Raw genomic sequence first — 22,864 nt, forward strand, 5'->3', positions numbered from 1 at the left:
AGCTACGGCCCTCTATGCCGCGTTTTCGCCTCGACATCGAATATGACGGCAGCCTTTTTGCCGGCTGGCAGCACCAGGCGGATCAGCCTTCGGTGCAGCAGGCGATCGAGCAGGCGATCGAAAAGTTCTGCGGCGAGGCGGTAAGGCTCCGCGCCGCAGGCCGCACCGATGCAGGCGTGCACGCCACCGCCCAGGTGGCGCATGTCGACCTGGTCAAAGCCTGGCCGGGCGACAAGGTGCGCGACGCCGTCAACGCGCATCTGCAGGCCGCTGGTGCCCGCATCGCCATTCTCAAGGCCGCGGTCGTCGCCGACGGCTTCGATGCCCGCTTCTCCGCCACCGGCCGCCACTACCTCTACCGCATCCTCAACCGGCGCGCGCCGGCGGCGCTGGAGAAGGGCAAGGTCTGGTGGGTGCCGAAGCGGCTCGACGCCGAGGCCATGCACGAGGCGGCCAAAGTGCTGCTCGGCCGCCATGATTTCACGACTTTCCGCTCGACCCAGTGCCAGGCCGAAAGCCCGGTTCGCACGCTCGATCGGCTCGACGTCAGCCGTTCGGGCGACATGATCGAGGTGCGGAGCTCGGCGCGCTCCTTCCTGCACAATCAGGTGCGCTCGATGGTCGGTTCGCTGAGGCGCGTAGGCGACGGCTCCTGGACCGCCGCCGATCTCAAGGCTGCGCTCGACGCCCAGGACCGCGCCGCCTGCGGCCAGGTGGCGCCGCCCGACGGGCTGTTCCTCATCGGCGTCGATTATCCGGAAGGATCCTAGCCCTCGACCCCCGTCGGGATGGTGATGCCGAGCAGCGCCTGCAGCCCGAACAGCACGGCCAGCGAGGCCACGAACATGCCGGCGAAGACCGCGGTGCCGACGGCGGCGCCCCTGCCGATCACGGCATTGGTCATGCGCCAGGTCAGTATCATCGAGACCGCGAACAGAAGCAGCGACACCAGCCCGGGGACCTCGTCGGTCGACGGCAGGAAAAGCCGGATCAGCGCCGACGGCAGCATCAGCCAGGCGATGATCGCCGACGCCCAGTTGCTGGCCACGACATAATGGACGAAGCGGCCGCCAATGCCGACGCGCGGCGCGATCAGCGCCAGGCCGACCAGCGGCAGCACCCAGGAGCCGATATCGACGGTCGCCAGCCGCAGAAGCATGCTGAAGCGGCCGGCAAAGGCGTTCGGATCGCCGATCTCATTGGCGATACCGACCCAGCCGACGATCAGCGCCGGCGCGGCCACGACGATGGCGAAGAAGGAGTTCCAGAAGCCGTCCGCCGACAGGTCGAGCAGGCGCAATCCGTCGACCTTGCCGAGCATCAGCCGCCAGGCGCCGGCCAGCGAGGCGTAGGTTTCATCAGCCGACAGCATGGTCCTGCCCGAACCAGTCTTCGATGAAGCGCTGATAGATCCCGGTCAGCGTTTCCAGATCGGCAAGCGCGACGCGTTCGTCGACCATATGCATGGTCTGGCCGACCAGTCCGAACTCGACCACCGGGCAATAGTCCTTGATGAAGCGGGCGTCCGACGTGCCGCCGGAGGTGGAAAGCGCCGGCTTCCTGCCGACCGTCGCCTTGACCGAACCGCTCAGCGTCTCGATCAGCCGCTCGTCGCGGGTCAGGAAGACGTGGCTCGGCCGGTCGCGCCAGACGAGCTCGTAGTCGACCGGGGCCTTCGTGCCTGGCCGGTACTTCTTGCGCCCGGCCGCCTGGTCGAGGCGGTTGTGGATCTCGGCCTGGATGGTCTCGGCCGTCCACGTGTCGTTGAAGCGGATGTTGAAGGTGGCCGTCGCCTTGGCCGGGATGACGTTGGTGGCCGGATTGCCGACGTCGATCGAGGTGACCTCCAGATTGGTCGGCTGGAAATCCTTCGTCCCCTTGTCGAACACCGGATGGAGCAGGGCGTCGACCAGGCTGACCAGCCCGCGTACCGGATTGTCGGCAAGCTGCGGATAGGCGGCGTGGCCCTGACGCCCGTTGACGGTCACGCTGCCGGAGATCGAGCCGCGCCGGCCGATCTTGATCATGTCGCCGAGCGTGTCCGGATTGGTCGGCTCACCGACGATCGCGGCGTCCCATTTCTCGCCCTTGCCCGCCGCCCATTCGAGCAGCTTCACCGTGCCGTTGATCGCTGGCCCCTCTTCGTCGCCGGTGATCAGCAGCGAGACCGAGCCCTTCGGCCCGCCCGCCTTCTCGACATGGCGCGCCACCGCCGCGATGAAGCAGGCGATGCCGCCCTTCATGTCGACGGCGCCGCGGCCATACATTTCGCCATTGGCGATCTCGGCGGCGAAGGGCGGGTGCGTCCAGGCCGTCTCGTCGCCGACCGGCACCACATCGGTATGGCCGGCGAACATCAGATGCGGTCCGTTGCCGGAGCGCCTTGCATAAAGGTTCTCGATGTCCGGCGTGCCGTCTTCCGAGAACACCGGACGCTCGACGGCGAAGCCGAGCGGCTTCAGCATCGTCTCCAGCGCGGCGAGCGCGCCGCCTTCGGCGGGCGTCACCGAGGGGCAGCGGATCAGGGCGGCAAGGTTTGCGGCGGGGTCGGTGGGCAATTTCATGGGCAAAGCGATAATCGAAAGCGAAAGGCCTGTCACGACCAGACGTCATGGCCGGCCATGGCGCCGACATTATGGTTTTCATGTCGTATAGTCGCAGACCAAGGTGAGACTATCGCATGGCCAGGGAAGAAAAGACCATCGCCATTGCCGGTGCCGGCAGTATCGGCTGCTATGTCGGCGGCTGCCTTGCGCTCGCCGGACGCAAGGTGGCTTTGCTGGCGCGCCCGCGCGTCGAGGCGGCGTTGCGCAAGGATGGCTTGCGGGTCAGCGACCTCGATGGCCGCGACCGCTGCATCGCGCCCGCGGCGCTTTCCGTCACCGCCGATCCGGCTGAGGCCCTGGCCGGCGCCAATATCGTCCTGGTGACGGTCAAGAGCGGCGCCACCGAGGAGATGGCCGCGCTCATTGCGGCGCATGCCAGCCCGGAAGCGGTGGTGGTCAGCCTGCAGAACGGCGTCGGCAATGCCGAGAAACTGCGGGCAAGGCTTGCCGGGCGACACGTGCTTGCCGGCATGGTGCCGTTCAATGTCGTGCAGACACCGGAGGGCGAGGCGCCGTTTCATGTGCATCGCGCCAGCGAGGGCAAGGTGATGATCGAGGACGGCGTGGCCGGCCTTGCCGGCCTGCTCGATGTCGAAGGGCTTGGCGTCGAAACCCATGTCGATATGAAGGCGGTGCTGTGGGGCAAGCTTTTGATGAACCTCAACAACGCCTTGGTGGCGCTGTCCGGCCTGCCGCTGGCAACCGAACTGGCCGACCGCCGCTGGCGGCTGATCCTGGCAGCCCAGATCGACGAGGCGCTGGCGGCGATGCGGGCGTCGGGCATCCGGCCGGCGCGCATTGCCGGCGTGCGTCCGGCGCTGCTGCCCAAGGTGCTCGGCCTGCCCGACTGGCTGTTCCGGCGGCTGGCGCGCCGCATGCTGGCCATCGACCCCGAGGCGCGTTCGTCCATGTGGGACGACCTGCGGCGCGGCCGGCCGACGGAGATCGGCGAATTGCAGGGCGCGGTGCTCGCGCTCGCCGAACGCTCCGGCGTGCCGGCGCCGATGACGAAACGCGTCGCTGCCCTGGTGCGCGAGGCCGAGGCGGCACGGCGCGGCCCGCCGGGGCTGGCGCCGGAAGCGGTCAGACCTGATCGTCGATCAGGGTGATCTTCTGCCAGATCTTGCGCGACAGGTTGGAGGCCAGGTTCTCGACGTCGTTGACGCCGTCGATGACCACGTCGTCATTGACCGACTGCGCGAACAGCGCCGCGATCTTGCCGGTGATCGACAGCATCTCCGAGCAATAGTCGAGGTAGCGGGCGAGGTCGGCGGCATTGGTGATGCGGGCCGGCGAATGCGAGGTCGGCTTGAAATTGGCCGACAGCGTCGCCGGGTCCTTGGTCAGCTGGTGCATGTCGATGACGTGGATCAGCGAGCGCAGGCCGTGCAGCTGGCGGAACACCTGCTTGCGCTTGATGCGCTCCTCGGTGCGGATGAGGGCCAGGAAGCCGACGATGGCGAGGATGAACATGTTGAGCGAGGCTTCGATGCCTTGCACCGACTGGACGGCGTCGCTGGTCCGCGAAAGCCGGTCGAGCGGCAGGATGGTGCCGACGAAGACGAACACCAGCGCGCCGGCGACGACGGCGGCGGCGATCAGGCCGCGCAGCCACCAAAGCGGCGCCTCCAGCGCCTTGGCGCCCTTTGCCAGGTCGCGCGACAGCGACACCAGTTCGGCGGCGACGCCGCGAAGGCCGGCGTCGGGAAAACGCTCGGCGACGCGCTCCTCCAGCCGTTCGGCGGTCTCGATGATCAGTTTCGGATCGAGCGTGCGGTAGCGCATGGCGAAAGATGGTCGCTCAGGAATCGGCCGGCGCGTTGGTGCGCCTGCCATAGCGGTTGGGCCCGGGCTGCCCCGGAAACAGGCACAGCACGAGGAAGGCGACGATCGAGACGACCGGCACGAACAGCACCAGCGCCGCGATGCCCGGCTTGTCGAGATCGTGCAGCCGCTTCACCGCCAGAACGATGTTCGACCAGAGCGAGCCGACGAAGGCGATCAGGAAGATGAACGACCACATGTTGCTCTCGGGCGAACCCTCCGGCACCAGCGTGAAGCGATAGAGCGGAAACGCCTGGACGATGGCGACCAGCAATCCGCCGAGAAAATAGGCCGCGCGGCTGACGCGGCCCGAGGTTTTGAAGAAAAGCCAGGTAAGGTCGGATTTTTCAGGCAAGCGGATCCGGTCCATACTGATTGGCGCCCCTGGTGCCCTCAAGGATGCCGAGTTCCACAAGCAACCAGATGCCGCCGATGATGGGTATGAGGCCGATCAGCGTCCACCAGCCCGACTTGTTACGGTCGTGCCAGCGTTTGGCGTAAAGAGCAAACGCGAAATAGATCGATGCCAGCGTGACGACGATGCCGATGATGCCGACCTGGCCGCCGCTGGCCGTGGTGAAACGAGTGCCGAGGATCGAATCGAGGATGAAGGCAACGATGCCGATGGCAATGAATATGCCGATGCCGGCCCAGAACTTGGCGCGGTTGATGCGGCCCTCGAAGCTGGTCAGAAGATACTTCCAGTCCATGACGCCCCTCCGTGTTGAACCCGCGCGACGGAATGTCGCGCCGGCGGAAGGTGCGTCTGTTCGCGGAAAAGATCAATCGCGAAGCAGCTCGTTGATCGACGTCTTGGAGCGGGTCTTGGCGTCGACCCGCTTGACGATGACGGCGCAGTAGAGGCTGGGGCCGGGTTCGCCGTTGGGCAGCGGCTTGCCCGGCATCGAGCCGGCGACGACCACCGAATTGGCTGGCACTTCGCCATAGAAGACCTCGCCGGTGGCGCGATCGACGATCTTTGTCGACTGGCCGATGAACACGCCCATGCCCAGCACCGAGCCCTCGCGCACGATGCAGCCCTCGACCACTTCCGAGCGCGCGCCGATGAAGCAATTGTCCTCGATGATGGTCGGGCCGGCCTGCATCGGTTCCAGCACGCCGCCGATGCCGACGCCGCCCGAAAGATGCACGTTCTTGCCGATTTGGGCGCAGGAGCCGACCCCGACCCAGGTGTCGACCATGGTGCCCGAATCGACATAGGCGCCGACATTGACGAAGGACGGCATCAGCACGGCGCCCGGCGCGATGTAAGCCGAGCGGCGCACGATCGACGACGGCACGGCGCGGAAACCGGCCTTCTCGAAATCCACCGCGCCCCAGCCCTCGAACTTCGACGGCACCTTGTCCCACCAGGCCGCCTGGCCGGGACCGCCCTTGATGATCTCCATCGGGTTCAGCCGGAACGAGAGCAGCACTGCTTTCTTCAGCCACTGGTTGACGTGCCACTTGCCGTCGGCCTGGCGCTCGGCGACACGGGCGGCGCCGCGGTCGAGCAGGTCGAGCGCGGCCTCGATGGCGTCGCGCGTTTCGCCCCGCGTCGCGGTCGAAATCGTGTCGCGCTCGTCAAAAGCCTTCTCGATGGTCTTTTCGAGACTCGCCAGATCGGGCTTCGACATCAATTTGCTCCGTTACCAAGCTGTTAAGGGGCAGCGCCTTAACCTGTTTCAAAGTCGCGCGGACCCTATGTGAAGGTCTGATAGGGGTCAATCGCGACTGCGTCACGGGACGGCGCAAGTGGAGAAAATGGACGGGTGGATTTGATGACTCCCATGGAAAAGGCGGGATGGACGCCGCTGCCGCATTCGGATGAGGATCTGGAGCGGGCAAAGAGCGTGCCGGATACGCCGCAGACACGCGCCGACACCTACAGGCTGGCCTGGAACGATCCCGACTTCATGACGCGTCGCGAATTGCGCGCCGTCAGGCTGCAGCTCGAGCTGCTGAAGCCGGAGATGATTCTCGCCGAGCGCGGCATCCAGTCGACCGTCATCCTGTTCGGCGGCGCCCGCATTCCGGAGCCCGGCGGCGACGCCTGGGCGGCGAAGAACGAGACGCAGAAGAAGAACCTCGAGCTGAACAGCCGCTATTACGAAGAGGCGCGTAAATTCGCCCGTCTCTGCTCGCAGCATTCGGCGGGGTCCTACTATCGCGAATTCGTCGTCGTCACCGGCGGCGGGCCTGGCGTCATGGAGGCGGGAAACCGCGGCGCCGACGATGTCGGCGCGCCCTCCATCGGCCTCAACATCGTGCTGCCGCACGAGCAGGCGCCGAACGCCTATGTGACGCCCGAGCTCTGCTTCAACTTCCACTATTTCGCCATTCGCAAGATGCATTTCGTCATGCGCGCCAAGGCCGTCGCGGTGTTCCCGGGCGGGTTCGGCACGATGGACGAATTCTTCGAGACCCTGACGTTGATCCAGACCGGCCGCATGGAGCGCGTGCCGGTGATCCTGTTCGGCAAGGCCTTCTGGCAGCGCGCGATCGATCTCGATTTCCTCGCCGAGCAAGGCACCATCACGCCCGGCGACCAGGACATCATCGATTTCGTCGACACCGCCGACGAGGCCTGGGCCATCATCAGCCGCTTCTACAATCTCTGATCGGCCCGGCAACTCGCCCCTGGGCCGACGCTGTCCGCTATTGCAGCTCGGCCAGCCATCCGACCGATTGCGCGAAGCGCACGATGGCCGCCCGGGAGTGGAGTTCGAGCTTGTCGGTTGCCCTCGTCCTGTAGGTCTCGATGGTCTTTATGCTGAGATTGAGCCGCGAGGAGATCTCCTTGTTGCTGTAGCCGAAGGCCACCAGCTGGATGACCGATCGCTCCCGTTCGCTCAAATTGCCGGCATCGCCTTGCACGCTGCTGCGTGGGCTGAGGATGCGCGCGGCCAGTGCCGGATCGACGTAGTTGTCGCCGGCCAGCACGCAGCGGATGGCTTGCAGCAGATCCGTGGTCGTCGACCGCTTGACCACAAACCCCCTGCCGCCCGCGGCCAGCACCTGACGCAGGCAGCCGGGATCCTCATGAGCCGTCAGCGCGATGCACTTGAGGCTGGGGTACCTTTCGAGAAGCCGCTCGATGAGCATGACCCCATTGACGCCAGGAAGCGAGATATCGATCACCGCGACGTCCGGCAGGGCCTTGCCGATGGTTTCGAGGGCCTCGTCCGCATTCGCCGCAAGTCCGACGATCGTCATGTCCACCTGGCCATCGATCATCGCGCCGATGCCGGACAGGACGATCGGGTGGTCATCAACCACGAATATCCTTCTGCGCGACACCCCGTAACCTCCATCGGCCTGTCAGAGGTCCATCACGTGGAGAGATCCCCTTGCCCTTGATGGTTCATGACAGCTCGTCCCGGACGACGGGAGGAGCGCGTCTATCCCTGCAAACCCTGAGCGGGAGCAGTGGGTCGGACATCTCGTCGAACCCTCGCGCTGATTGTAAGCCGCAGCCAGTGGTCTCGGATGTGGCGCGCTTCACGTAGCCCGTCGCGAAGCTGGAGCGCTGTCGTGGTTTCGTTCAGGATCGTGCGAGAACAAATGCCTGGAGCGGATCACATTGCCGTCGACGATCGTGCTGGCTTGCGGCCCGGGCGGGACCCTCAGTCCGTCAAGGGCATATCGGCAAAGAGGGGCACATCGGCATAGAGGGTGGTCCCCCTGCCCCTGGCCGTTTCAATCGACAGTTCGCCTCCGATCAGCGCGAGGCGCTCTCTCATTCCCGCAAGCCCCAGGGCGCGGGAGCCGAGCGTGGCGTCGGCATCGAACCCGCGGCCATCGTCCTCGATCGTAAGGCGCAGCCGGCGATCGCAGATATGGGCCGTCACGCTCGCGCGGCGCGGCTGAGCATGCTTGCCGATGTTGGTAAGCGCCTCTTGCGCGACACGGTACAGGGTCAGGGCAATCTCGGGGGCGAGTGGCCGCGAAAGCGCCTCCAGGTCCATGTCGCAAGGGATATCGAGCTGAGCGCACAGCATGGCGGCGAGGTCCTCGACGCAGGCGCGAAGCCCCAGGTGATCCAGGTCGGCGGGCCGCAAATTCCAGGCGGCGGCGTGTACCCTGGCGCTCAACTGATCGACGAGCATGGCGGCCCGCGTGAGGCGCTCACCCTGTTCCGGGGACCCTGCGCGGATGCCGTGCAGTTCGAGCGCGACACTGGCCAGCATCTGGCCGAGATCGTCGTGAAGCTCGCGCGACAGGCGCCGGCACTGTTCTTCCTGCACGGCGATCAAGCGCCGCGCCAGTCTCCGGCGCCGGGACTTTGAAGTGTCGCTCTCGCGCGTGTCGATACCAGCCCGCATCGCCCCTTCTGTTCTCTTGCCGCTACGTCCCCTTGTTTGAAGCAAATCCAGGCGGAAAACCGTTCCACGCTTTTCCTGGGATTGCTCTACAGGACTTGCCGTTCACGGATTTGTGAGAAAAGGCCCCGAATTTCTGTCTCTCTGCGCAATATACACCCACATACGCCCTTATGCCTGTCAGTTTTTTCCCGGTCCCGTCGGCTTTTCCCGACAAGGACATCAGCTGAAAAACTGACAGGACATGCCGATCAGCCCGAATGTCCGGTCGCCATTTCTGCGCGCATTCTTCTTGCGTCGTCTCGGCCATCTTTGTTGCGGCCGGGAAGTTCAACGCAAACCAAGGAGAACGTCATGAGGAAGATCATTCTGGCCGCGGCTGTCCTGTCGGCTCTGACCGGTACGGCGTCCGCTGTTTCGATCGGCAGCGGCAACGGCAACGGCAACGGCAACGTCGGCGTCGGCAACGGCAATGGCAACGGCAACGCCAATACCGGCGCCTTCAACGGCAACTTCAACGGCAACGGCAATTTCGGCTTCGGCAACGGCAATGGCAACGGCAACGCGAATGCCGGCGCCTTCAACGGCAACTACAACGGCAACCTCAACGCCGGCGCCGCGAACGGCAACGGCAACGGCAACGGCAATTTTGGCCTCGGCAACGGCAACCTGAACGGCAATGCCAACTTCGGCCTCGGAAATGGCAATGCCAACGGCAATGGCAACTGGGGCATGGGTAACGGCAACGGCAACGGCAATGCCAACCAGTAGCGTCGAAAGACGCTGACGCTTCTGGGATCGCCGAGCCAGCGCCCGTCCCCCCCCGCGCAAGGCTTTCGCGACGTGTCGCCGGCGGTCCCAGTTTTTTCGAAGCGAAGTTATGGAAGGAGTTCGCACATGAAATCGCGCGTCCCAATGGCGCTGTGCCTGGGCCTGCTCAGCGTCACCGCCGCGAAAGCCGACGGCACGACAGGCACCCAGGCCTTCAGCATGTCACGCGTCCAGCAAAGCGTCGGCCGCTACGGCCAGTCCATCGGTTCGGATGTTCGCGGCATGAATCCGCTCGGTTTCTCGGGCGGCAATGTCGGTTACAAGAACAGCGGCACCGGCAATGTCGGCGCCTTCAACGGCAACGACAACACATCGTCGACGAGCGGAAATCAGAATGTCGGTGCCTTCAACGGCAACGGCAACACCGGCGAATATGACGGCAACGGCAATATCGGCGCCGGGAACGGCAACTTCAACGGCGGCTCCTACAACGGCAATGGCAATGTCGGGGCCTTCAACGGCAATTTCAACGGCCGGGGAAACAACCGATGACCGGTCCGAGATCGCCGAGGTCCGCTTCGCCTCGCAAGCGCCAATTGGCGGCGAGGCTGCTTGATGGAAACAGCCTCGCGCTCGGCACGCTGCTTGCCGCGATGCTTGCCGCCGACGCCTCGGCCCTGGTCAGGATTGCCGACCTTCCGATCGGTGTTGCCAACGGCCTTGGCAACACCGGCAACTTCAACGGCAACGGAAACGCCGGCAACTTCAACGGCAATGGCAATCGCGGCAATTTCAACGGCAACGGCAATGCCGGGAGCTTCAGCGGCAACTTCAATGGCGGCAACTTCAACGGTAACGCCAATTGCGGCAACGGCTTCGGCAACGGCAGCGCGTCGGACGGCAATGGCAACGGCCAAGGAACCGGCGGCACTCCAGACTGGTGCCGGTTCCTGAAGGACCTGAATGGCCGGCTGGGACTGCCGCCCGGCACGATCCCGGACTTCACGCTGAAATAGCCGATGCCCAACGTTCAGCATGCCGCCTGCGCCGCTGCGCACGGGCGGCATGCGCCGGCGATCCGGTCACGCCGTAACTTCGACGATCGCCGTCAGGAAGCTGGCGAGGTCGTCGGTGACGAAATCGACGTCGTCCTCATTGGCCGGGTCGCGCTCCCAGATCTCCGCGAAGGTCGGCTCGAAATTACGCGGCACCACCAGCACCGTCGTCATGCCCAGCGCTTTCGGCACCGAGAGATTGCGGGCAAGGTCCTCGAACATCACCGCATTGTGGCCGGTGACGGAATGCAGCTCGGCGAACCGCTCATAGGTCTGGCGCGCCGGCTTGGGGTTGAGCCCGGCCGCGACGATATCGAAGATGTCGTCGAAATGCTCGAGGATGCCGAGCTGTCGCGCGGTGCGCTCGGCATGCCTGCGGTCGCCATTGGTGAAGATGAACTTGCGCCCGGGAAGCTGGCGGATCGCTGCCCCGAGCACCGGGTCGGGCACCAGCCAGGAATAGTCGATGTCATGCACCTTTTCGAGGAAGTCGTCCGGGTCGATGCCGTGGCGCGTCATCAGCCCGTTCAGCGTGGTGCCATACTCCAGGTAGAGTTCCTTCTGCAGCTTGCGCGCCTCATCGCGGGGCAGCGTCAACAGCTCGCCGACATAGGCCGTCATCTTCACGTCGATCTGCGCGAACAGGTTCGAATGGTGCGGGTAAAGCGTGTTGTCGAGATCGAACACCCAGTCCGTGACATGGGCGAAGCGGGCGGGGTCTGGCAGCGTGGTCATGGGCTCCTTATGGCACGAAATAGAATCTTCGACAGGGGATTTATCCACAACTTATGCGCGCCGCGCGCGGCGAAAATCGCGTGTCGTTTCAAATTTTAGCCATCGCCGAAAGGTCGCCTTCAGCGCTTGCTGGCACAGAAGCGGTTCTGTGGGAGTCAGCGATGAATCGCCTATTTCTGAAGTCCGCCGCGGTCGCGTGCGCCTCGGTAGCCATCTCGCTTTTGTTGACGCTGATCATCATGCCGGCACTGGGCGTCCCGCTCAGCCGCGCGATCTGGCTGACCTCCACCGTGTTCCCGCTGATCCTGGCCTGGATCGCCAGCGCCACCACCTTCTGGCAAACCGACAGGCTGAAAAGCGCGCATCGCGAACTCGCCCGGGCGCATGCCCAGCTTGCCACCGCGCACCGGCGCCTGTCGGAAAAGGCGAGCCGCGACGACATGACCGGCATGCTCAACCGCGAAAGCTTCTTTGCCGCCCTCGACGGCTCCCGGCGCAAATCCGATCGCGGCGCGCTGCTGATCATCGACGCCGATCACTTCAAGATGATCAATGACAGCTACGGCCATCTGACCGGCGACGACGCTCTTCTGCTGATCGCCAGCGCCATCGAGCGCGGCGTGCGCAGCGGCGACGTGCTTGGCCGCATCGGCGGCGAGGAATTCGCCGCCTTCCTGGTCGGCGCCACCACGCAGGAGGCCAAGCGCGTCGCCGAGCGCGTCCGCCGCGAGGTCGAGCTGATCCGCTTCCGCCCGGTCGACGAACGCACCGTGCCACTCACCGTCTCCATCGGCGGCACCATATGCGGCGAGGGCATCAACGTGTCTGAGCTGATGCGCGCCGCCGACCGGCGGCTCTACGAGGCCAAGCATCGTGGCCGCAACCTGTCGATCCTCGACCGCGATGTCTCGGAAGCTGCCTGAGATCCACCCGCCAAGAGCGCGCCCCCGGCGGCAGGCTCGCGAAATCCTAACCATGTTCGCATTCAACCGGGACGCTTATCCGGTTGTGAGGGAAGCCTGCGCTAGCATTGGCACGAAACTGGCTTTTCCTGGCGGGCGTGTGCCGTTCAGGAACGCCATGCGTGGATCGAGGCCCCCATCGAAAGACGTGTCATGAGCTTCTTCATCAAGAAAATGTCGCGCCGCGCCATCGTGCAGGCGCTGATCGCGCTGCCGGCCCTGTCCTTGTTCCGCAACCAGCCCGTCGTCGATCCCCCCAACGCCGACCCAAATGAGATCGTCGAGGTCAATGGCTGGATCCTGAAGCGGAGCGACCTCGCATGATCTTCGACAGCTACGAGGCCTTCCGCGCGTCGAATTTCGCCGCCAGGGCCTGCATCCTCGGCTCCGGCCCGGCCGGCACCACGATCGCCAGAAAGCTGGGCGCCGCCGGCATTCCCGTCGTCGTGCTGGAGGCCGGATCGCGCGAATTCAGCGACGAATCGCAGGACTTCTATCGCGGCGCCACCGTCGGCGATCCCTATTTCGATCTCGACATCACGCGGCTGCGCTTCATGGGCGGTTCGTCCAACCACTGGGCCGGCTGGTGCCGGGTGCTCGACAGCCAGGACTTCGAGCCCAAGGCCTGGGCGCCGGACACCGGCTGGCCGATCAGCCGCGCCGACATCGAGCCCTATCTGGGAGAAGTCCACGACATCCTCGAGCTTCCCGACTTCCGGCCCGATGTGCCAATCTCGGACGACATCCGCTGGGTGCAGCTGATCAAGAGCCCGGCCGTGCGCTTCGGCGAGAAATTCGCCGACGAGCTGGACAAGAGCAAGAACATCGCCGTCGTGCTCAACACCTATGCGACCGAACTTTCCGGCGACGGCAAGCGCGTGACCGGCGCCAGGCTGTGGTCGAACGGGCAGGATGCCGGAACCTTCACCGCCGACTACTTCATCGTCTGCACCGGCGGGCTGGAGAATTCGCGGCTGCTTCTGTGGTCGAACCAGCGCTCGAACGGCGGCGTCGTGCCGAACGCCGCGGCGCTCGGCCGCTACTGGATGGAGCACCCGACCTTCGAGGGCGGCAATGCCATCCTCGCCGACTATGGCGAGTTCGAGGTCGACGCCGTCAACGAGGCTTTCTTCTCGCCGACACTGCCCGCCATGGAACGGCTGCAGATCATGAATTTCGGCATCCGGCTGATCGAGACGCCCTATCCGAGCGTCAAGCGGTTGATCGCCGACCTCGCCTGCACGGCGCCCGACATGGCCGAATGGATGTCAGCCAAGCTCAGCCAGCGCCTGCGTTGCGCCGCCCAGCTCTATGTCGCCTGGGAACAGGCGCCGGTGGCTTCCAACCAGATCGAGCTGTCGAAGACCGATGTCGACCACGCCGGCGTGCCGCGCATCGAACTGCACTGGAAGAAATCGCCGCTGGAGCACCGCACGATTCTCGAAGGCCTCCGGCTGTTCGGCAAGACGCTGGCCGAGAAGAACCTCGGCCGGGTGCGCATCGCCGACTGGCTGACCAATGGCGAGGACTATCCGACGAATGAGGAGCTGGCCGGACACCATCATATGGGCGGCACGCGCATGGGCACGGATGTGACCAAGAGCGTGGTCGATGCCAATTCGAAGGTGCACGGCATGGATAATCTCTATGTCGGCGGCTCCTCGGTGTTCTGCACCTCGGGCGAATGCAATCCGACGACGACGATCACCGCGCTGGCCTGCCGGCTGGGCGATCATCTGAGCAAGGTCATCACCGTCTGAGCAATTCCAGCAACGGCGCGTCGCGGTTTTCCGTCCGGAATTGCGAAAAGATCATCCCCAAAGGCAAGCGGCGCCGGCAGCCGGATAGACTGCCGGCGCCGCCCTTGGCGCGCCTTTGGGGAGAATCGTCTGCCGCCGGCCTAAAGGCCGTAGACGGCGATGCGCACCAGCACGGCTGCCGCCGCCAGCGCCACCAGCAGGATGCCGAGGCCGATCGGCGAACCCCAGCCATACCATTCCATCGCCAGCTTGGCGTATTTGAACTCCTCCTCGTGCGAGAGGGGTGTCCGCTGCTGAATCAAGCTCATTTTTCTGCTCCTCGTCAGCGACCGGGACCTTGCCTTGCGCAGGCTGCGGTCGCATATTGCTACCGTCGTCTTAATGTTAGACAGATTGATAGTTAGATGATCGAAATAAAATCGTCAAGCACGAATCGCGCCGATATGACGGCAGCCATCAGTCTCGCCATCATGCGCTGGCAGGATGCGACACAGGCCTATGACGAGGCGGTGGGGGCGAGGCTCGGGCTGAACGCGGCGGAGCGCCAGTGCCTCGGGCTGCTCCATGGCGGCGCCCAATCGGCGGGCGCGATCGCGGTGGCGACCGGGCTGACCCCGGCCGCGGTCACCGCGCTGATCGACCGGCTGGAGGCGCGCGGCCTGCTGACGCGCACGCGCAGCCTGGAGGACAGGCGCAAGGTGGTGATCGAGGCGACCGACCTGACCCGCGAGCTCTCGGCGCGCTACTATGGCGCCATCGCGCGGGATGGCGAAAGGCTGATCGCCAGCTTCAGCGATGCCGAACTCGCCGCCGTCCAGCGCTTTATCACAGCCGCGCTCGACCTGCAGCGCGAGCAGCTTGCCCGGCTGAAGGCGGAGGCGCCGCAAGCCGGCTGATCCCCGAAGCGCCGGAGCTGTCCGAGCGGCGCTTGTCCGCAAATATTCGGAGCGGTTCAGCCGCCCAATCAGCAACTGAACCGCTCTGAACGCCGGCGGGGCGACGCCGACCTCGAGGCGCGACGCGCAGAGCCGCCGCGCTTCAAGACCTTGTTTGATGCATGGCTCTCAAGACCGCTGCGCGCTCTTTGAGAGCGTTAGACCGTCGCCGGGTCAAGCGCCGGCTTGCCCTTGTGGCGGGCGACGATGCCGGCGAGATCGGCGCTGCCGAAGGCATCGCGCAGGACGTCGAAGGACGGCAGCACGAAATAGGCGCGCTGGAACTTGTCGATCTCGTAGCCGGTGCGCATCACCGTCTCGAGGTCGAAGGGCACGTGGTGCGCGTCATTGCCCTCGACGGCGAACTGCAATTCGGTGAACGACGACATCAGCCCGGCGCCGAAAGCCTTCAGCGGCTGGCCGGCTTCCCGGATCAGCCCATATTCGGCGCTATACCAATAGAGACGGGTGATCATCTCGTCGCCGCCGAGCGCGATCACGTCCTCCGCCTTCTCGCCGTACATCTGCATGAAGTCGGCGAACACCGGCTGCGTCAGGATCGGCACATGGCCGAAGAAGTCGTGGAACATGTCCGGCTCGACGATGTAGTCGAGCTCTTCCTTCGTCCGCAGCCAGTTGGTGACCGGGAAGCGGCGGTTGGCGAGGTGGTCGAAGAAGGGGGCCGCGGGGATGAGGCCCGGCACGGCGACGATCTCCCAGCCGGTCAGCTTGCGCAGCCTCTCGCTGATCGTGTCGAAATCCGGGATCCGGTCGAGCAGGCCGAGTGCGGCGACGCCGTCGAGATAGGAGCGGTGCGCGAGCTTCTGCGTCAGCTTTGTCTGGCGGTCGCACAGCGTGCGCCACACCGCCTGCTCGTCGGCGCTGTAATCGTAGCCCTGCGCCACGGTGAAATCGGCACGGCAGACCGAATAGTCGCCGCGCAGGCCCTGCGCCTCGCATTCGCGGGCGTAATCGGCAACGCTGATCGTCATGGCTGTTCTCCTGGCGGATTCATGAGTGGCAATCGTGTCGCCAATTTAGCCGGAGGCGGCGAGGCAATTCCGCTTTCCTAATGGTCCGCTCGCGCTATTTGAGGTAAAAGAAGCTATCGAAAAGCTGCTGGAGAGTGAAAATGCCTCAGTTTGACGATTTCGAGATCAAGATGCTCGACATCCTGCAGCGCGACGGACGCAAGCCCGTGTCGGAACTGGCGCAGCAGATCGGCCTCTCGACCACGCCCTGCGCGCGGCGTTTCGAGGCGCTTCAGGACGCCGGCATCATCAAGGGTTTTGCCGCCGTCATCAGCCGCCGCGCCGTCGGCCTGACGGTCGAGGTGTTCATCCAGGTGCGGCTGGTCAGCCACAGCGACGGCTCGCCCGAGAGCTTCATCGCCGCCGTGCAGCGCATGGACGAGGTTTCGTCGTGCTGGACGATGACCGGCGACCACGATTTCCTGCTGCATGTCATGGTGCCTTCGGTCGACGAGCTCAACTCCTTCGTCATGCACCGGCTGATGCGGCTCGACGGCGTCCGCGACGTCCACACCCAACTCGTGCTGCAGAACATCAAGGGGCCCGGCCACGTGCCGCTCGGGCATCTCAGGAAGTAGCCACGCGCCATTTTTTGCGGAAAAGCTGCACCGAAACTGCTGAACAGGGCCAAGTCGGCATCCAGATCGCCGGCTAGGTCAGGTGGACCATCGAACAAGAAGGTCCGCCATGAAGATCGTGCTGATCAACCCGCCGCACACCGCCATCGGCAGCCGCGTGCCGGACGACCATCTGCCGCCGCTCGGTCTGCTGGCGCTCGGCGGCCCGCTGCTCGATGCCGGCCATGAGGTCCGCCTCGTCGATGCCGAGTTCGGGCCGATGCCGCTTCCCGCGCTCGTCGAGGATGCCCTGGGCGACGGTCCCGACTGCATCCTGATCGGCCTTCCGGCTCCACCTCGGCGCATCCGACCGCGCTGCAAATCGCGCGCATGGTCAAGGGCCGCGCGCCGGCGACGCTGGTGATCTATGGCGGCGTCTTCCCGACCTATCACTGGCGCGACATACTGGCGGGAACGGAAGCCTTCGACGTCATCGTGCGCGGCGAGGGCGAGGCGACCATCGTGTCGCTGATCGAGGCGCTGGACCGGCGGCGGCCGCTCGCCGATGTGGCCGGCATCGCCTATCGCGACGATCTCGGCCGACCCTTCGCCACCCGTTCGGCAGGCACCATCGCCACGCTCGATGATTACCGCGTCGGCTGGGAGTTGATCGACCACCGCCGCTACAGTTACTGGGGCGGCAAGCGCGCCGTGGTCATGCAGTTCTCCCGGGGCTGTCCGCATCTGTGCAACTATTGCGGCCAGCGCGGCTTCTGGACCCGCTGGCGCCATCGCGACCCCAAGAACTTCGCGCGTGAGATCGCCTGGCTGCACCGTCAGCATGGCGTCGAGCTGATCAATCTCGCCGACGAGAACCCGACCTCGTCGAAGAAGGCCTGGCGCGCCTTTCTCGACGCCATGATCGCTGAAGACGTGCCGGTGCTGATCGTCGGCTCGACCCGCGCCGACGACATCGTCCGCGATGCCGATATCCTGCATCTCTACCGCAAGGCCGGCGTCATCCGCTGGCTGCTCGGCATGGAGAACACCGACGAGGAGACGCTGTCATTGATCCGCAAGGGCGGCAGCACGGCTTCAGACCGCGAAGCGATCCGCCTGCTCCGTCAGCATGGCATATTGTCGATGGCGACCTGGGTGGCCGGCTTCGAGGACGAGGGCTTCCGCGACCTCTGGCGCGGCTTCCGCCAGCTCATCGCCTACGATCCCGACCAGATCCAGGCGCTCTATGTCACGCCGCACCGCTGGACGCCGTTCTTCCGCATCGCCAAGGATCGCAGGGTGATCCAGACAGATGTCCGGCTGTGGGACTACAAGCACCAGGTGCTGAGGATGACGCGGCTAAAACCCTGGATGCTGTTCTTCAGCGTCAAGCTGATCGAGCTTGCCGTGCAGTCGCGGCCTAAGGCGCTGGCGCGCATCCTCTTTCACCGCGATCCCGAGCAGCGCCATTCGATGCGCTGGTACACGAAGATGGGCCGCCGCGTCTGGTTTCGCGAGGTCTGGGGTTTTCTCGCCCGCGACCGCCGCGTGACGGACGGGCCGACGCTGGCCGAATTCTGGGGCGCACCGCAGGCCGAGGAAGAATCGATGGTGCTCATGCGGCCGCCGCGCAAGCCGGCCGAAGCGACCGTTGCAATCTCCCCCGGCGCCTGAGGGGTCCTTGCCATTTACAGACATACGTAACGTATGCGTATTGACATACGTCACGTATGCACCCATCTCAGGCATACGGGGCGTATGTGAATTGTCCCGGACAATGGAACGCAGGCCCGGATCGCCAGCAGATTGGGTCTGCCACATCTGAATGGAATGACAATGAGCAAACGTGACGCAATCTTCCCTGCCGGCAGGCAGGCCCTTTATGAAATCAACCGCTATTCAGCGGCGATCCGCTCGGGCGACCTTCTGTTCGTCTCGGGCCAGGTCGGCAGCCGTGAGGACGGCTCGCCCGAGCCGGTCTTCGAGAAGCAGGTCCAGCTGGCCTTCGATAACCTCGCAGCTGTGCTGAAAGCCGCCGGCGGCACGTTCGACGACATTGTCGACGTCACCACCTTCCACACCGATCCGGCCGCGCAATGGGCAGCGTTCGATGCCGTTCGGTTGAAAGTGTTTGGCGAACCGCCTTACACCAACTGGACTGCGGTCGGCGTCAATTGGCTGGCCGGCTTTGATTTCGAAATAAAGGTCATCGCCCGCCTGCCTCAACCCGCCTGACAGAACAGCCAGGCTGATCGGCAGGCCGCTTCACGGCACAATCAGCGTGCCGGCGCCGTGCTCGGTGAACAGCTCAAGCAGCACCGAATGCGGCGTCTTGCCGTTGAGGATGACGACGCCTTCGACGCCGCGCTCGATCGCCTCGATGCAGGTCTCGACCTTGGGGATCATGCCGCCCGACACCGTGCCGTCCCTGATCAGCGCTTTGGCCTCGGAAACCGTCAGCTCGTCGATCAGCGTCTTGTTCCTGTCGAGCACACCGGGCACGTCGGTTAGGAACAAGAGGCGCGAGGCCTTGCAGGCGCCGGCGATCGCGCCGGCGAAAGTATCGGCATTGATGTTGTAGGTGTGGCCGTCGCGGCCGGGCGCCACCGGCGCCAGCACCGGGATCATTTCGGAGCGCGCGAGCAGGTCGAGCAGCGTGCGGTCGACCTCGACCGGCTCGCCGACGAAGCCGAGATCGAGCACCCGCTCGATGTTGGAGTCCGGGTCGATCATGGTCTTGCGCGCCTTTTCGGCGAACACCATGTTGCCGTCCTTGCCGCACAGCCCGATCGCCCATTCGCCCTCGGCGTTGATCAGCGCCACGATCTCCTTGTTGATCGAGCCGGCAAGCACCATCTCGACGATCTCGACCGTCTTCTGGTCGGTGACGCGAAGGCCGCCTTCGAATTTGGATTCGATGCCCATCTTGTTGAGCATGGCGCCGATCTGCGGTCCGCCGCCATGCACCACGATCGGATTGACGCCGGACTGTTTCAAGAGCGCGATGTCGCGAGCGAAGGCCTTGCCGAGCTCGCTGTCGCCCATAGCGTGGCCGCCATATTTCACCACGACGGTCTTGTTCTCGTAGCGCTGCATATAGGGCAGCGCCCGCGAAAGCAGCGCGGCCTGCATTTCGGCGGTGGCGGCGATGTCCGTCATCGGTCTTGTTCCCAAAGTGGCAAGGATGGCGCGCGTCTTAGCGGGAATTGGTTCGGGTCGCAAACGGCTTTGCTGTCACAATTTATGAAATTGGCTGAGGCACCTTCAGCGGCGCCCGCCGCTTCTGCCAGCCCGAGATCTTCTCCATCTGCGCGGCGAAGGACAAAAGCGTCTCCTCGTCGCCCGGGCGCCCCGCCGCCTGGATGCCGAGCGGCAGGCCGGCCTCGGTGACATGGACCGGCAGCGCGATCGACGGCTGGCCGGTGACATTCTGGATCGCCGGCCAGTGGGTGAACCAAAGGCTTTTGTCCATCAGCTGCCCGAGGAACGATTTGATCCTGAGCAGCCTGGTCAAATGCAGTTTGTCCAGCAGGTTCTCGATCAACTCGTCGGCGCCCTTCGGATCCATGGCGCCGCAGGCCAGCGGCGGGTGCGCGATGATCGGCATCAGCACGGCGTCGTACGGCGCCGTCTCGGCGATCAGCCGGCGCGACGTGGCGTTGAGCCGCTGCAGGATCTCATAGAGTTCGCCGGCCGGGATGATATCGCCGAAGCGGGCAAGCACGCGCGTGGCCCGCTCGACGTCGCCGAGAACGCCGCGGCCGACGCGCAGCGCCTCGGCGCGTATCGTGCCGGCCACCGCCGAGGTCACCGTCTTGCAGAAATCGGCCATGAAATCGCGCCCGATATAGGGCAGGTCGATCTCTTCGACCGTATGGCCGCCCTCGCGCGCCAGCGCGATCGCCGTGTCCAGCGCCCTCAGCGTCTCGGCCGAAATCGGCAGGCCGAGCGGCGACTTTCGGTAGACGGCGAGCCTGAGCTTGCCGGGATCGCGCGCCGCGGCCGCGGCGAAGCTGCCTTTCGGCGCCGGCGCGCCATAGGGCGACAGCGGATCCGGCCCATGCGTCAGGTCGAGCAGCAGCGCCGAATCCCGGACCGATCGGGCGACCGCGTGGTCGACGATCATGCCGAACCAGCTTTCGCTGGTGAGCGGCGTCAGCGGCACGCGGCCGCGCGAGGTCTTCAGGCCCACCAGCCCGCTGCAGGCCGAAGGCACCCGGATCGAGCCGCCGCCATCGGAGGCATGTGCCGCCGGCACCACGCCGGCAGCCACCAGTGCCGCCGCGCCCCCCGACGAGCCGCCGGTTGTGTGGCCGGTATTCCACGGATTGCGGGTGATGCCGAAAGCCGCCGATTCCGTCATCAGCCGCAGCCCATGCTCGGGCGAGGTGCTTGTGGCGATCGGGATCAGGCCGGCGGCGAGATGGCGCTCGACCATCACCGAATTGTAGTCGGCCGTGAAAGCCGGGATGCGGCTGCCGCCATGGATCGGCACGCCCTTCAGGCCGATGCCGAGGTCCTTCAGCGCGAAGGGCACGCCGGCGAGCGGCAGCGTGCGGTCGACCGTCCTGGCGCGTGCCCGCGCCGCATCATAAAGCGGCTCGGCGATGGCATTGATGTCGGGGCGCGTCGCCTCGGCGCGCGCGATTGCCGCGTCGACAAGCTCCTGCGGCGAGAGCTCACCCTTCTGGACAAGGCCGGCCAGGCCGGTCGCATCCTCTTCCCACAGCACCCGCTCGACCGACATCGCCGCTGTCCTCCGCCGGCCCGGAGGCTAGCGGCAGCCGATTTGCTTGGCAACGGCGCGCTAACCCATCGTCGGCAAAGATCATCGCAAGCTTTGAGCGGGACAGTATTGCCTGCGCCGTTGCAAATGTATGGCAATCCTCTAATTTGCCGCCATGGCGCCGCAGGATATCAGCCAGCTGATCGTCCGGACTTCAATGAAGGACCGGGCAGCGTTTGATCTGCTCTACCGGCAGACCAGCGCGAAACTTTTCGGCGTCTGCCTTCGTGTATTGAAGGACAGGGGAGATGCGGAAGAAGCGCTTCAGGAGGTCTTCGTCAAGATCTGGACGAAGGCGGATCGTTTCGCGGTCTCCGATCTAAGCCCGATTTCCTGGCTGGTGGCCATTGCGCGCAATCATGCGATCGATCGCATCCGGGCGCGGCGAGAGCCAGCCGCCTATATCGATGCCGCGCTCGACGTGGCCGATCCGGCGCCGGGACCGGAGGCCATGGCCGTGGCGGGCGGTGAATCCGTGCGCATCTACCATTGCCTCGATGAGTTGGAGAAAGACCGGGCGGCGGCCGTCCGGGGCGCCTATCTGAACGGCGAAAGCTATGCCGAGCTGGCGGAGCGCCATGGCGTGCCGCTGAACACGATGCGGACCTGGCTGCGGCGCAGCCTGTTGAAACTCAGGGAATGCCTGGAAAGATGACGCTGGCAGAGGAAAACGGACCGGAACGTGGAGGCGACGACCTGTTCGCCGCCGAATACGTTCTTGGCGTCCTGGCCGCGGACGAACGCCAGATCGCGTCCCGCCGCATCGAGGCAGACGCCGCTTTCGCGCGTCTTGTCGACCGCTGGGAGGTTCACCTTTCGCCGATGGCCGCAGCCTTTCCGGAGACCGAGCCTCCGATCAGGGTCAAGGAGGCGATCGATCGCCGGCTGTTCGCGCAAGAATCGCGCCCCGGTCTCTGGTCGAGCCTCGCCTTTTGGCGCGGCCTCGCCGCCGCGGCGGTGGCTGCGCTGGCGATCGCCATTGCCTTGCCCTACGTCAATCCGCCGGTGGTCGAGCCGCAGGCGCGGCTGGTCGCCTCGCTGGCCGCCGACGGCAGCGACGTCAAATATCTCGTCGTCTACGACGCGGCGCGGCGCGATGTCGGCCTCTCTCTTGTCTCCGGCGAGCGCGCCGCCGGCAAGGATTTCGAGTTGTGGATGATCGAGGGTAAGAACGCGCCGGTCTCGATGGGCGTCATCCCCGCCGGCCAGACCACGCATATGGCGGTCACGCCGGCCGTCGAGCAGAAGCTCGCGCAAGGCGCCGTGCTCGCGGTCAGCGTCGAGCCTGTCGGGGGCTCGCCGACCGGCCAGCCGACCGGGCCGGTTGTCGCCGCGGGCGACCTGAGGGGCATCTAGTCTCTTCGAGGGCCGGGCGCTCTGCCTGAAAGAATAATCGAAATCTATCCTGCGTCAGGTTGGAGCTAGGAAAGTTTCTTTCCGGCCGCGCGCTCGTCAGCATAATTTCGTCGCGCACAAGGCCAGATAAAAATTTTTGAGAGCCGGACGAAACTCGCGCAAAC

27 protein-coding genes and 1 pseudogene are annotated in these 22,864 nt (G+C 65.2%); 15 read left to right on the top strand and 13 right to left on the bottom strand.

The window, feature by feature from the left end; genetic code table 11:
• Positions 1–14: 14 nt before the first annotated feature.
• Positions 15–770: a tRNA pseudouridine(38-40) synthase TruA gene (gene truA / locus EN786_RS25605; protein WP_127309306.1), complete on the top strand. Its 756-nt coding sequence runs from the start codon at positions 15–17 to the stop codon at positions 768–770.
• On the opposite strand, the gene EN786_RS25610 is transcribed toward truA, so the two are convergent.
• Both EN786_RS25610 and dapE read right to left on the bottom strand, forming a co-directional pair.
• Entirely contained in the window at positions 767–1,372 is a 606-nt protein-coding gene (locus EN786_RS25610) for a transporter (protein ID WP_127284664.1), read from the bottom strand. The two genes, truA and EN786_RS25610, sit on opposite strands and share 4 nt — an antisense overlap.
• Entirely contained in the window at positions 1,359–2,564 is a 1,206-nt protein-coding gene (gene dapE / locus EN786_RS25615) for a succinyl-diaminopimelate desuccinylase (protein ID WP_127311286.1), read from the bottom strand. Before dapE ends, EN786_RS25610 begins: the two co-directional genes overlap by 14 nt.
• Before the next feature lie 116 nt (positions 2,565–2,680).
• Here dapE and EN786_RS25620 point away from each other — a divergent pair, with 116 nt between their 5' ends.
• Positions 2,681–3,715, top strand: coding sequence for a 2-dehydropantoate 2-reductase (locus tag EN786_RS25620; RefSeq protein WP_127311287.1), 1,035 nt, complete (start codon positions 2,681–2,683; stop codon positions 3,713–3,715).
• Here EN786_RS25620 and EN786_RS25625 read toward each other — a convergent pair.
• From EN786_RS25625 to dapD, 4 genes are all read right to left on the bottom strand, one after another.
• Positions 3,690–4,391, bottom strand: coding sequence for a hypothetical protein (locus tag EN786_RS25625; protein ID WP_127284661.1), 702 nt, complete (start codon positions 4,389–4,391; stop codon positions 3,690–3,692). The two genes, EN786_RS25620 and EN786_RS25625, sit on opposite strands and share 26 nt — an antisense overlap.
• Positions 4,392–4,407: 16 nt before the next feature.
• Complete coding sequence (locus EN786_RS25630) at positions 4,408–4,785, bottom strand: DUF805 domain-containing protein (protein ID WP_245478396.1); 378 nt, start codon at positions 4,783–4,785, stop codon at positions 4,408–4,410.
• Positions 4,778–5,140: a DUF805 domain-containing protein gene (locus EN786_RS25635; protein ID WP_127311288.1), complete on the bottom strand. Its 363-nt coding sequence runs from the start codon at positions 5,138–5,140 to the stop codon at positions 4,778–4,780. Before EN786_RS25635 ends, EN786_RS25630 begins: the two co-directional genes overlap by 8 nt.
• Positions 5,141–5,212: 72 nt before the next feature.
• Complete coding sequence (dapD, locus tag EN786_RS25640; RefSeq protein WP_127284658.1) at positions 5,213–6,067, bottom strand: 2,3,4,5-tetrahydropyridine-2,6-dicarboxylate N-succinyltransferase; 855 nt, start codon at positions 6,065–6,067, stop codon at positions 5,213–5,215.
• 144 nt (positions 6,068–6,211) lie between these two features.
• Here dapD and EN786_RS25645 point away from each other — a divergent pair, with 144 nt between their 5' ends.
• On the top strand, positions 6,212–7,051 hold the full coding sequence (locus tag EN786_RS25645; RefSeq protein WP_127284657.1) for an LOG family protein: 840 nt from the start codon (positions 6,212–6,214) through the stop codon (positions 7,049–7,051).
• A 37-nt stretch (positions 7,052–7,088) separates the two neighbouring features.
• Here the strand turns inward: EN786_RS25645 and EN786_RS25650 are convergent, their stop codons facing one another.
• Positions 7,089–7,730, bottom strand: coding sequence for a response regulator transcription factor (locus EN786_RS25650; RefSeq protein WP_245478397.1), 642 nt, complete (start codon positions 7,728–7,730; stop codon positions 7,089–7,091).
• A gap of 326 nt (positions 7,731–8,056) precedes the next feature.
• Complete coding sequence (locus EN786_RS25655; RefSeq protein ID WP_246688756.1) at positions 8,057–8,677, bottom strand: sensor histidine kinase; 621 nt, start codon at positions 8,675–8,677, stop codon at positions 8,057–8,059.
• Positions 8,678–9,106: 429 nt separating this feature from the next.
• On the opposite strand from EN786_RS25655, the gene EN786_RS37820 reads away from it, so the two are divergent.
• The 3 genes from EN786_RS37820 (at position 9,107) to EN786_RS25670 (ending at position 10,539) form a co-directional block, all read left to right on the top strand.
• Positions 9,107–9,523 (top strand): hypothetical protein, encoded by a 417-nt coding sequence (locus EN786_RS37820; protein WP_189340673.1) that lies wholly within the window; start codon positions 9,107–9,109, stop codon positions 9,521–9,523.
• Between the two features lie 126 nt (positions 9,524–9,649).
• The gene (locus EN786_RS25665; protein ID WP_127311782.1) at positions 9,650–10,075 is read left to right on the top strand and encodes a hypothetical protein; all 426 of its coding nucleotides are present in this window, start codon (positions 9,650–9,652) and stop codon (positions 10,073–10,075) included.
• Complete coding sequence (locus tag EN786_RS25670) at positions 10,072–10,539, top strand: hypothetical protein (protein ID WP_127311781.1); 468 nt, start codon at positions 10,072–10,074, stop codon at positions 10,537–10,539. The genes EN786_RS25665 and EN786_RS25670 overlap by 4 nt, the downstream gene beginning before the upstream one ends.
• A 66-nt stretch (positions 10,540–10,605) precedes the next feature.
• On the opposite strand, the gene EN786_RS25675 is transcribed toward EN786_RS25670, so the two are convergent.
• The gene (locus EN786_RS25675) at positions 10,606–11,313 is read right to left on the bottom strand and encodes a pyrimidine 5'-nucleotidase (RefSeq protein WP_127284073.1); all 708 of its coding nucleotides are present in this window, start codon (positions 11,311–11,313) and stop codon (positions 10,606–10,608) included.
• A 161-nt stretch (positions 11,314–11,474) separates the two neighbouring features.
• Between EN786_RS25675 and EN786_RS25680 the strand changes: the two genes are divergently transcribed.
• From EN786_RS25680 to EN786_RS25690, 3 genes are all read left to right on the top strand, one after another.
• Positions 11,475–12,236, top strand: coding sequence for a GGDEF domain-containing protein (locus tag EN786_RS25680; protein ID WP_127284072.1), 762 nt, complete (start codon positions 11,475–11,477; stop codon positions 12,234–12,236).
• A 192-nt stretch (positions 12,237–12,428) separates the two neighbouring features.
• A complete protein-coding gene (locus EN786_RS25685; protein WP_127284071.1) occupies positions 12,429–12,599 on the top strand; it encodes a hypothetical protein in 171 nt (56 codons plus the stop codon).
• Positions 12,596–14,035 (top strand): GMC family oxidoreductase, encoded by a 1,440-nt coding sequence (locus EN786_RS25690; RefSeq protein WP_135908979.1) that lies wholly within the window; start codon positions 12,596–12,598, stop codon positions 14,033–14,035. Before EN786_RS25685 ends, EN786_RS25690 begins: the two co-directional genes overlap by 4 nt.
• Before the next feature lie 140 nt (positions 14,036–14,175).
• Here the strand turns inward: EN786_RS25690 and EN786_RS37825 are convergent, their stop codons facing one another.
• On the bottom strand, positions 14,176–14,343 hold the full coding sequence (locus EN786_RS37825; protein WP_187331341.1) for a hypothetical protein: 168 nt from the start codon (positions 14,341–14,343) through the stop codon (positions 14,176–14,178).
• A 96-nt stretch (positions 14,344–14,439) separates the two neighbouring features.
• Here EN786_RS37825 and EN786_RS25695 point away from each other — a divergent pair, with 96 nt between their 5' ends.
• Positions 14,440–14,931, top strand: a complete 492-nt coding sequence (locus tag EN786_RS25695) for a MarR family transcriptional regulator (RefSeq protein ID WP_127284069.1) — start codon at positions 14,440–14,442, stop codon at positions 14,929–14,931.
• Between the two features lie 197 nt (positions 14,932–15,128).
• On the opposite strand, the gene phhA is transcribed toward EN786_RS25695, so the two are convergent.
• Entirely contained in the window at positions 15,129–15,962 is an 834-nt protein-coding gene (gene phhA, locus EN786_RS25700) for a phenylalanine 4-monooxygenase (RefSeq protein ID WP_127310940.1), read from the bottom strand.
• A 140-nt stretch (positions 15,963–16,102) separates the two neighbouring features.
• On the opposite strand from phhA, the gene EN786_RS25705 reads away from it, so the two are divergent.
• From EN786_RS25705 to EN786_RS25715, 3 genes and pseudogenes are all read left to right on the top strand, one after another.
• A complete protein-coding gene (locus EN786_RS25705) occupies positions 16,103–16,579 on the top strand; it encodes an Lrp/AsnC family transcriptional regulator (RefSeq protein ID WP_127310941.1) in 477 nt (158 codons plus the stop codon).
• A gap of 109 nt (positions 16,580–16,688) precedes the next feature.
• Positions 16,689–18,232, top strand: a pseudogene (gene bchE / locus EN786_RS25710) (magnesium-protoporphyrin IX monomethyl ester anaerobic oxidative cyclase).
• 162 nt (positions 18,233–18,394) lie between these two features.
• Positions 18,395–18,793 (top strand): RidA family protein, encoded by a 399-nt coding sequence (locus tag EN786_RS25715; RefSeq protein ID WP_127310942.1) that lies wholly within the window; start codon positions 18,395–18,397, stop codon positions 18,791–18,793.
• Positions 18,794–18,823: 30 nt separating this feature from the next.
• Here EN786_RS25715 and argB read toward each other — a convergent pair whose 3' ends face one another.
• Together argB and EN786_RS25725 are read right to left on the bottom strand one after the other, a co-directional pair.
• On the bottom strand, positions 18,824–19,717 hold the full coding sequence (gene argB, locus EN786_RS25720; protein ID WP_127284064.1) for an acetylglutamate kinase: 894 nt from the start codon (positions 19,715–19,717) through the stop codon (positions 18,824–18,826).
• A gap of 82 nt (positions 19,718–19,799) precedes the next feature.
• Complete coding sequence (locus EN786_RS25725; RefSeq protein ID WP_127310943.1) at positions 19,800–21,305, bottom strand: amidase; 1,506 nt, start codon at positions 21,303–21,305, stop codon at positions 19,800–19,802.
• A gap of 154 nt (positions 21,306–21,459) precedes the next feature.
• On the opposite strand from EN786_RS25725, the gene EN786_RS25730 reads away from it, so the two are divergent.
• Together EN786_RS25730 and EN786_RS25735 are read left to right on the top strand one after the other, a co-directional pair.
• On the top strand, positions 21,460–21,999 hold the full coding sequence (locus EN786_RS25730; RefSeq protein ID WP_127284062.1) for a sigma-70 family RNA polymerase sigma factor: 540 nt from the start codon (positions 21,460–21,462) through the stop codon (positions 21,997–21,999).
• Entirely contained in the window at positions 21,996–22,700 is a 705-nt protein-coding gene (locus EN786_RS25735; protein ID WP_127284061.1) for an anti-sigma factor, read from the top strand. The genes EN786_RS25730 and EN786_RS25735 overlap by 4 nt, the downstream gene beginning before the upstream one ends.
• Positions 22,701–22,864 lie beyond the last annotated feature (164 nt).

Source organism: Mesorhizobium sp. M4B.F.Ca.ET.143.01.1.1 (assembly GCF_004792275.1).
Classification (GTDB): Bacteria; Pseudomonadota; Alphaproteobacteria; order Rhizobiales; family Rhizobiaceae; genus Mesorhizobium; species Mesorhizobium abyssinicae.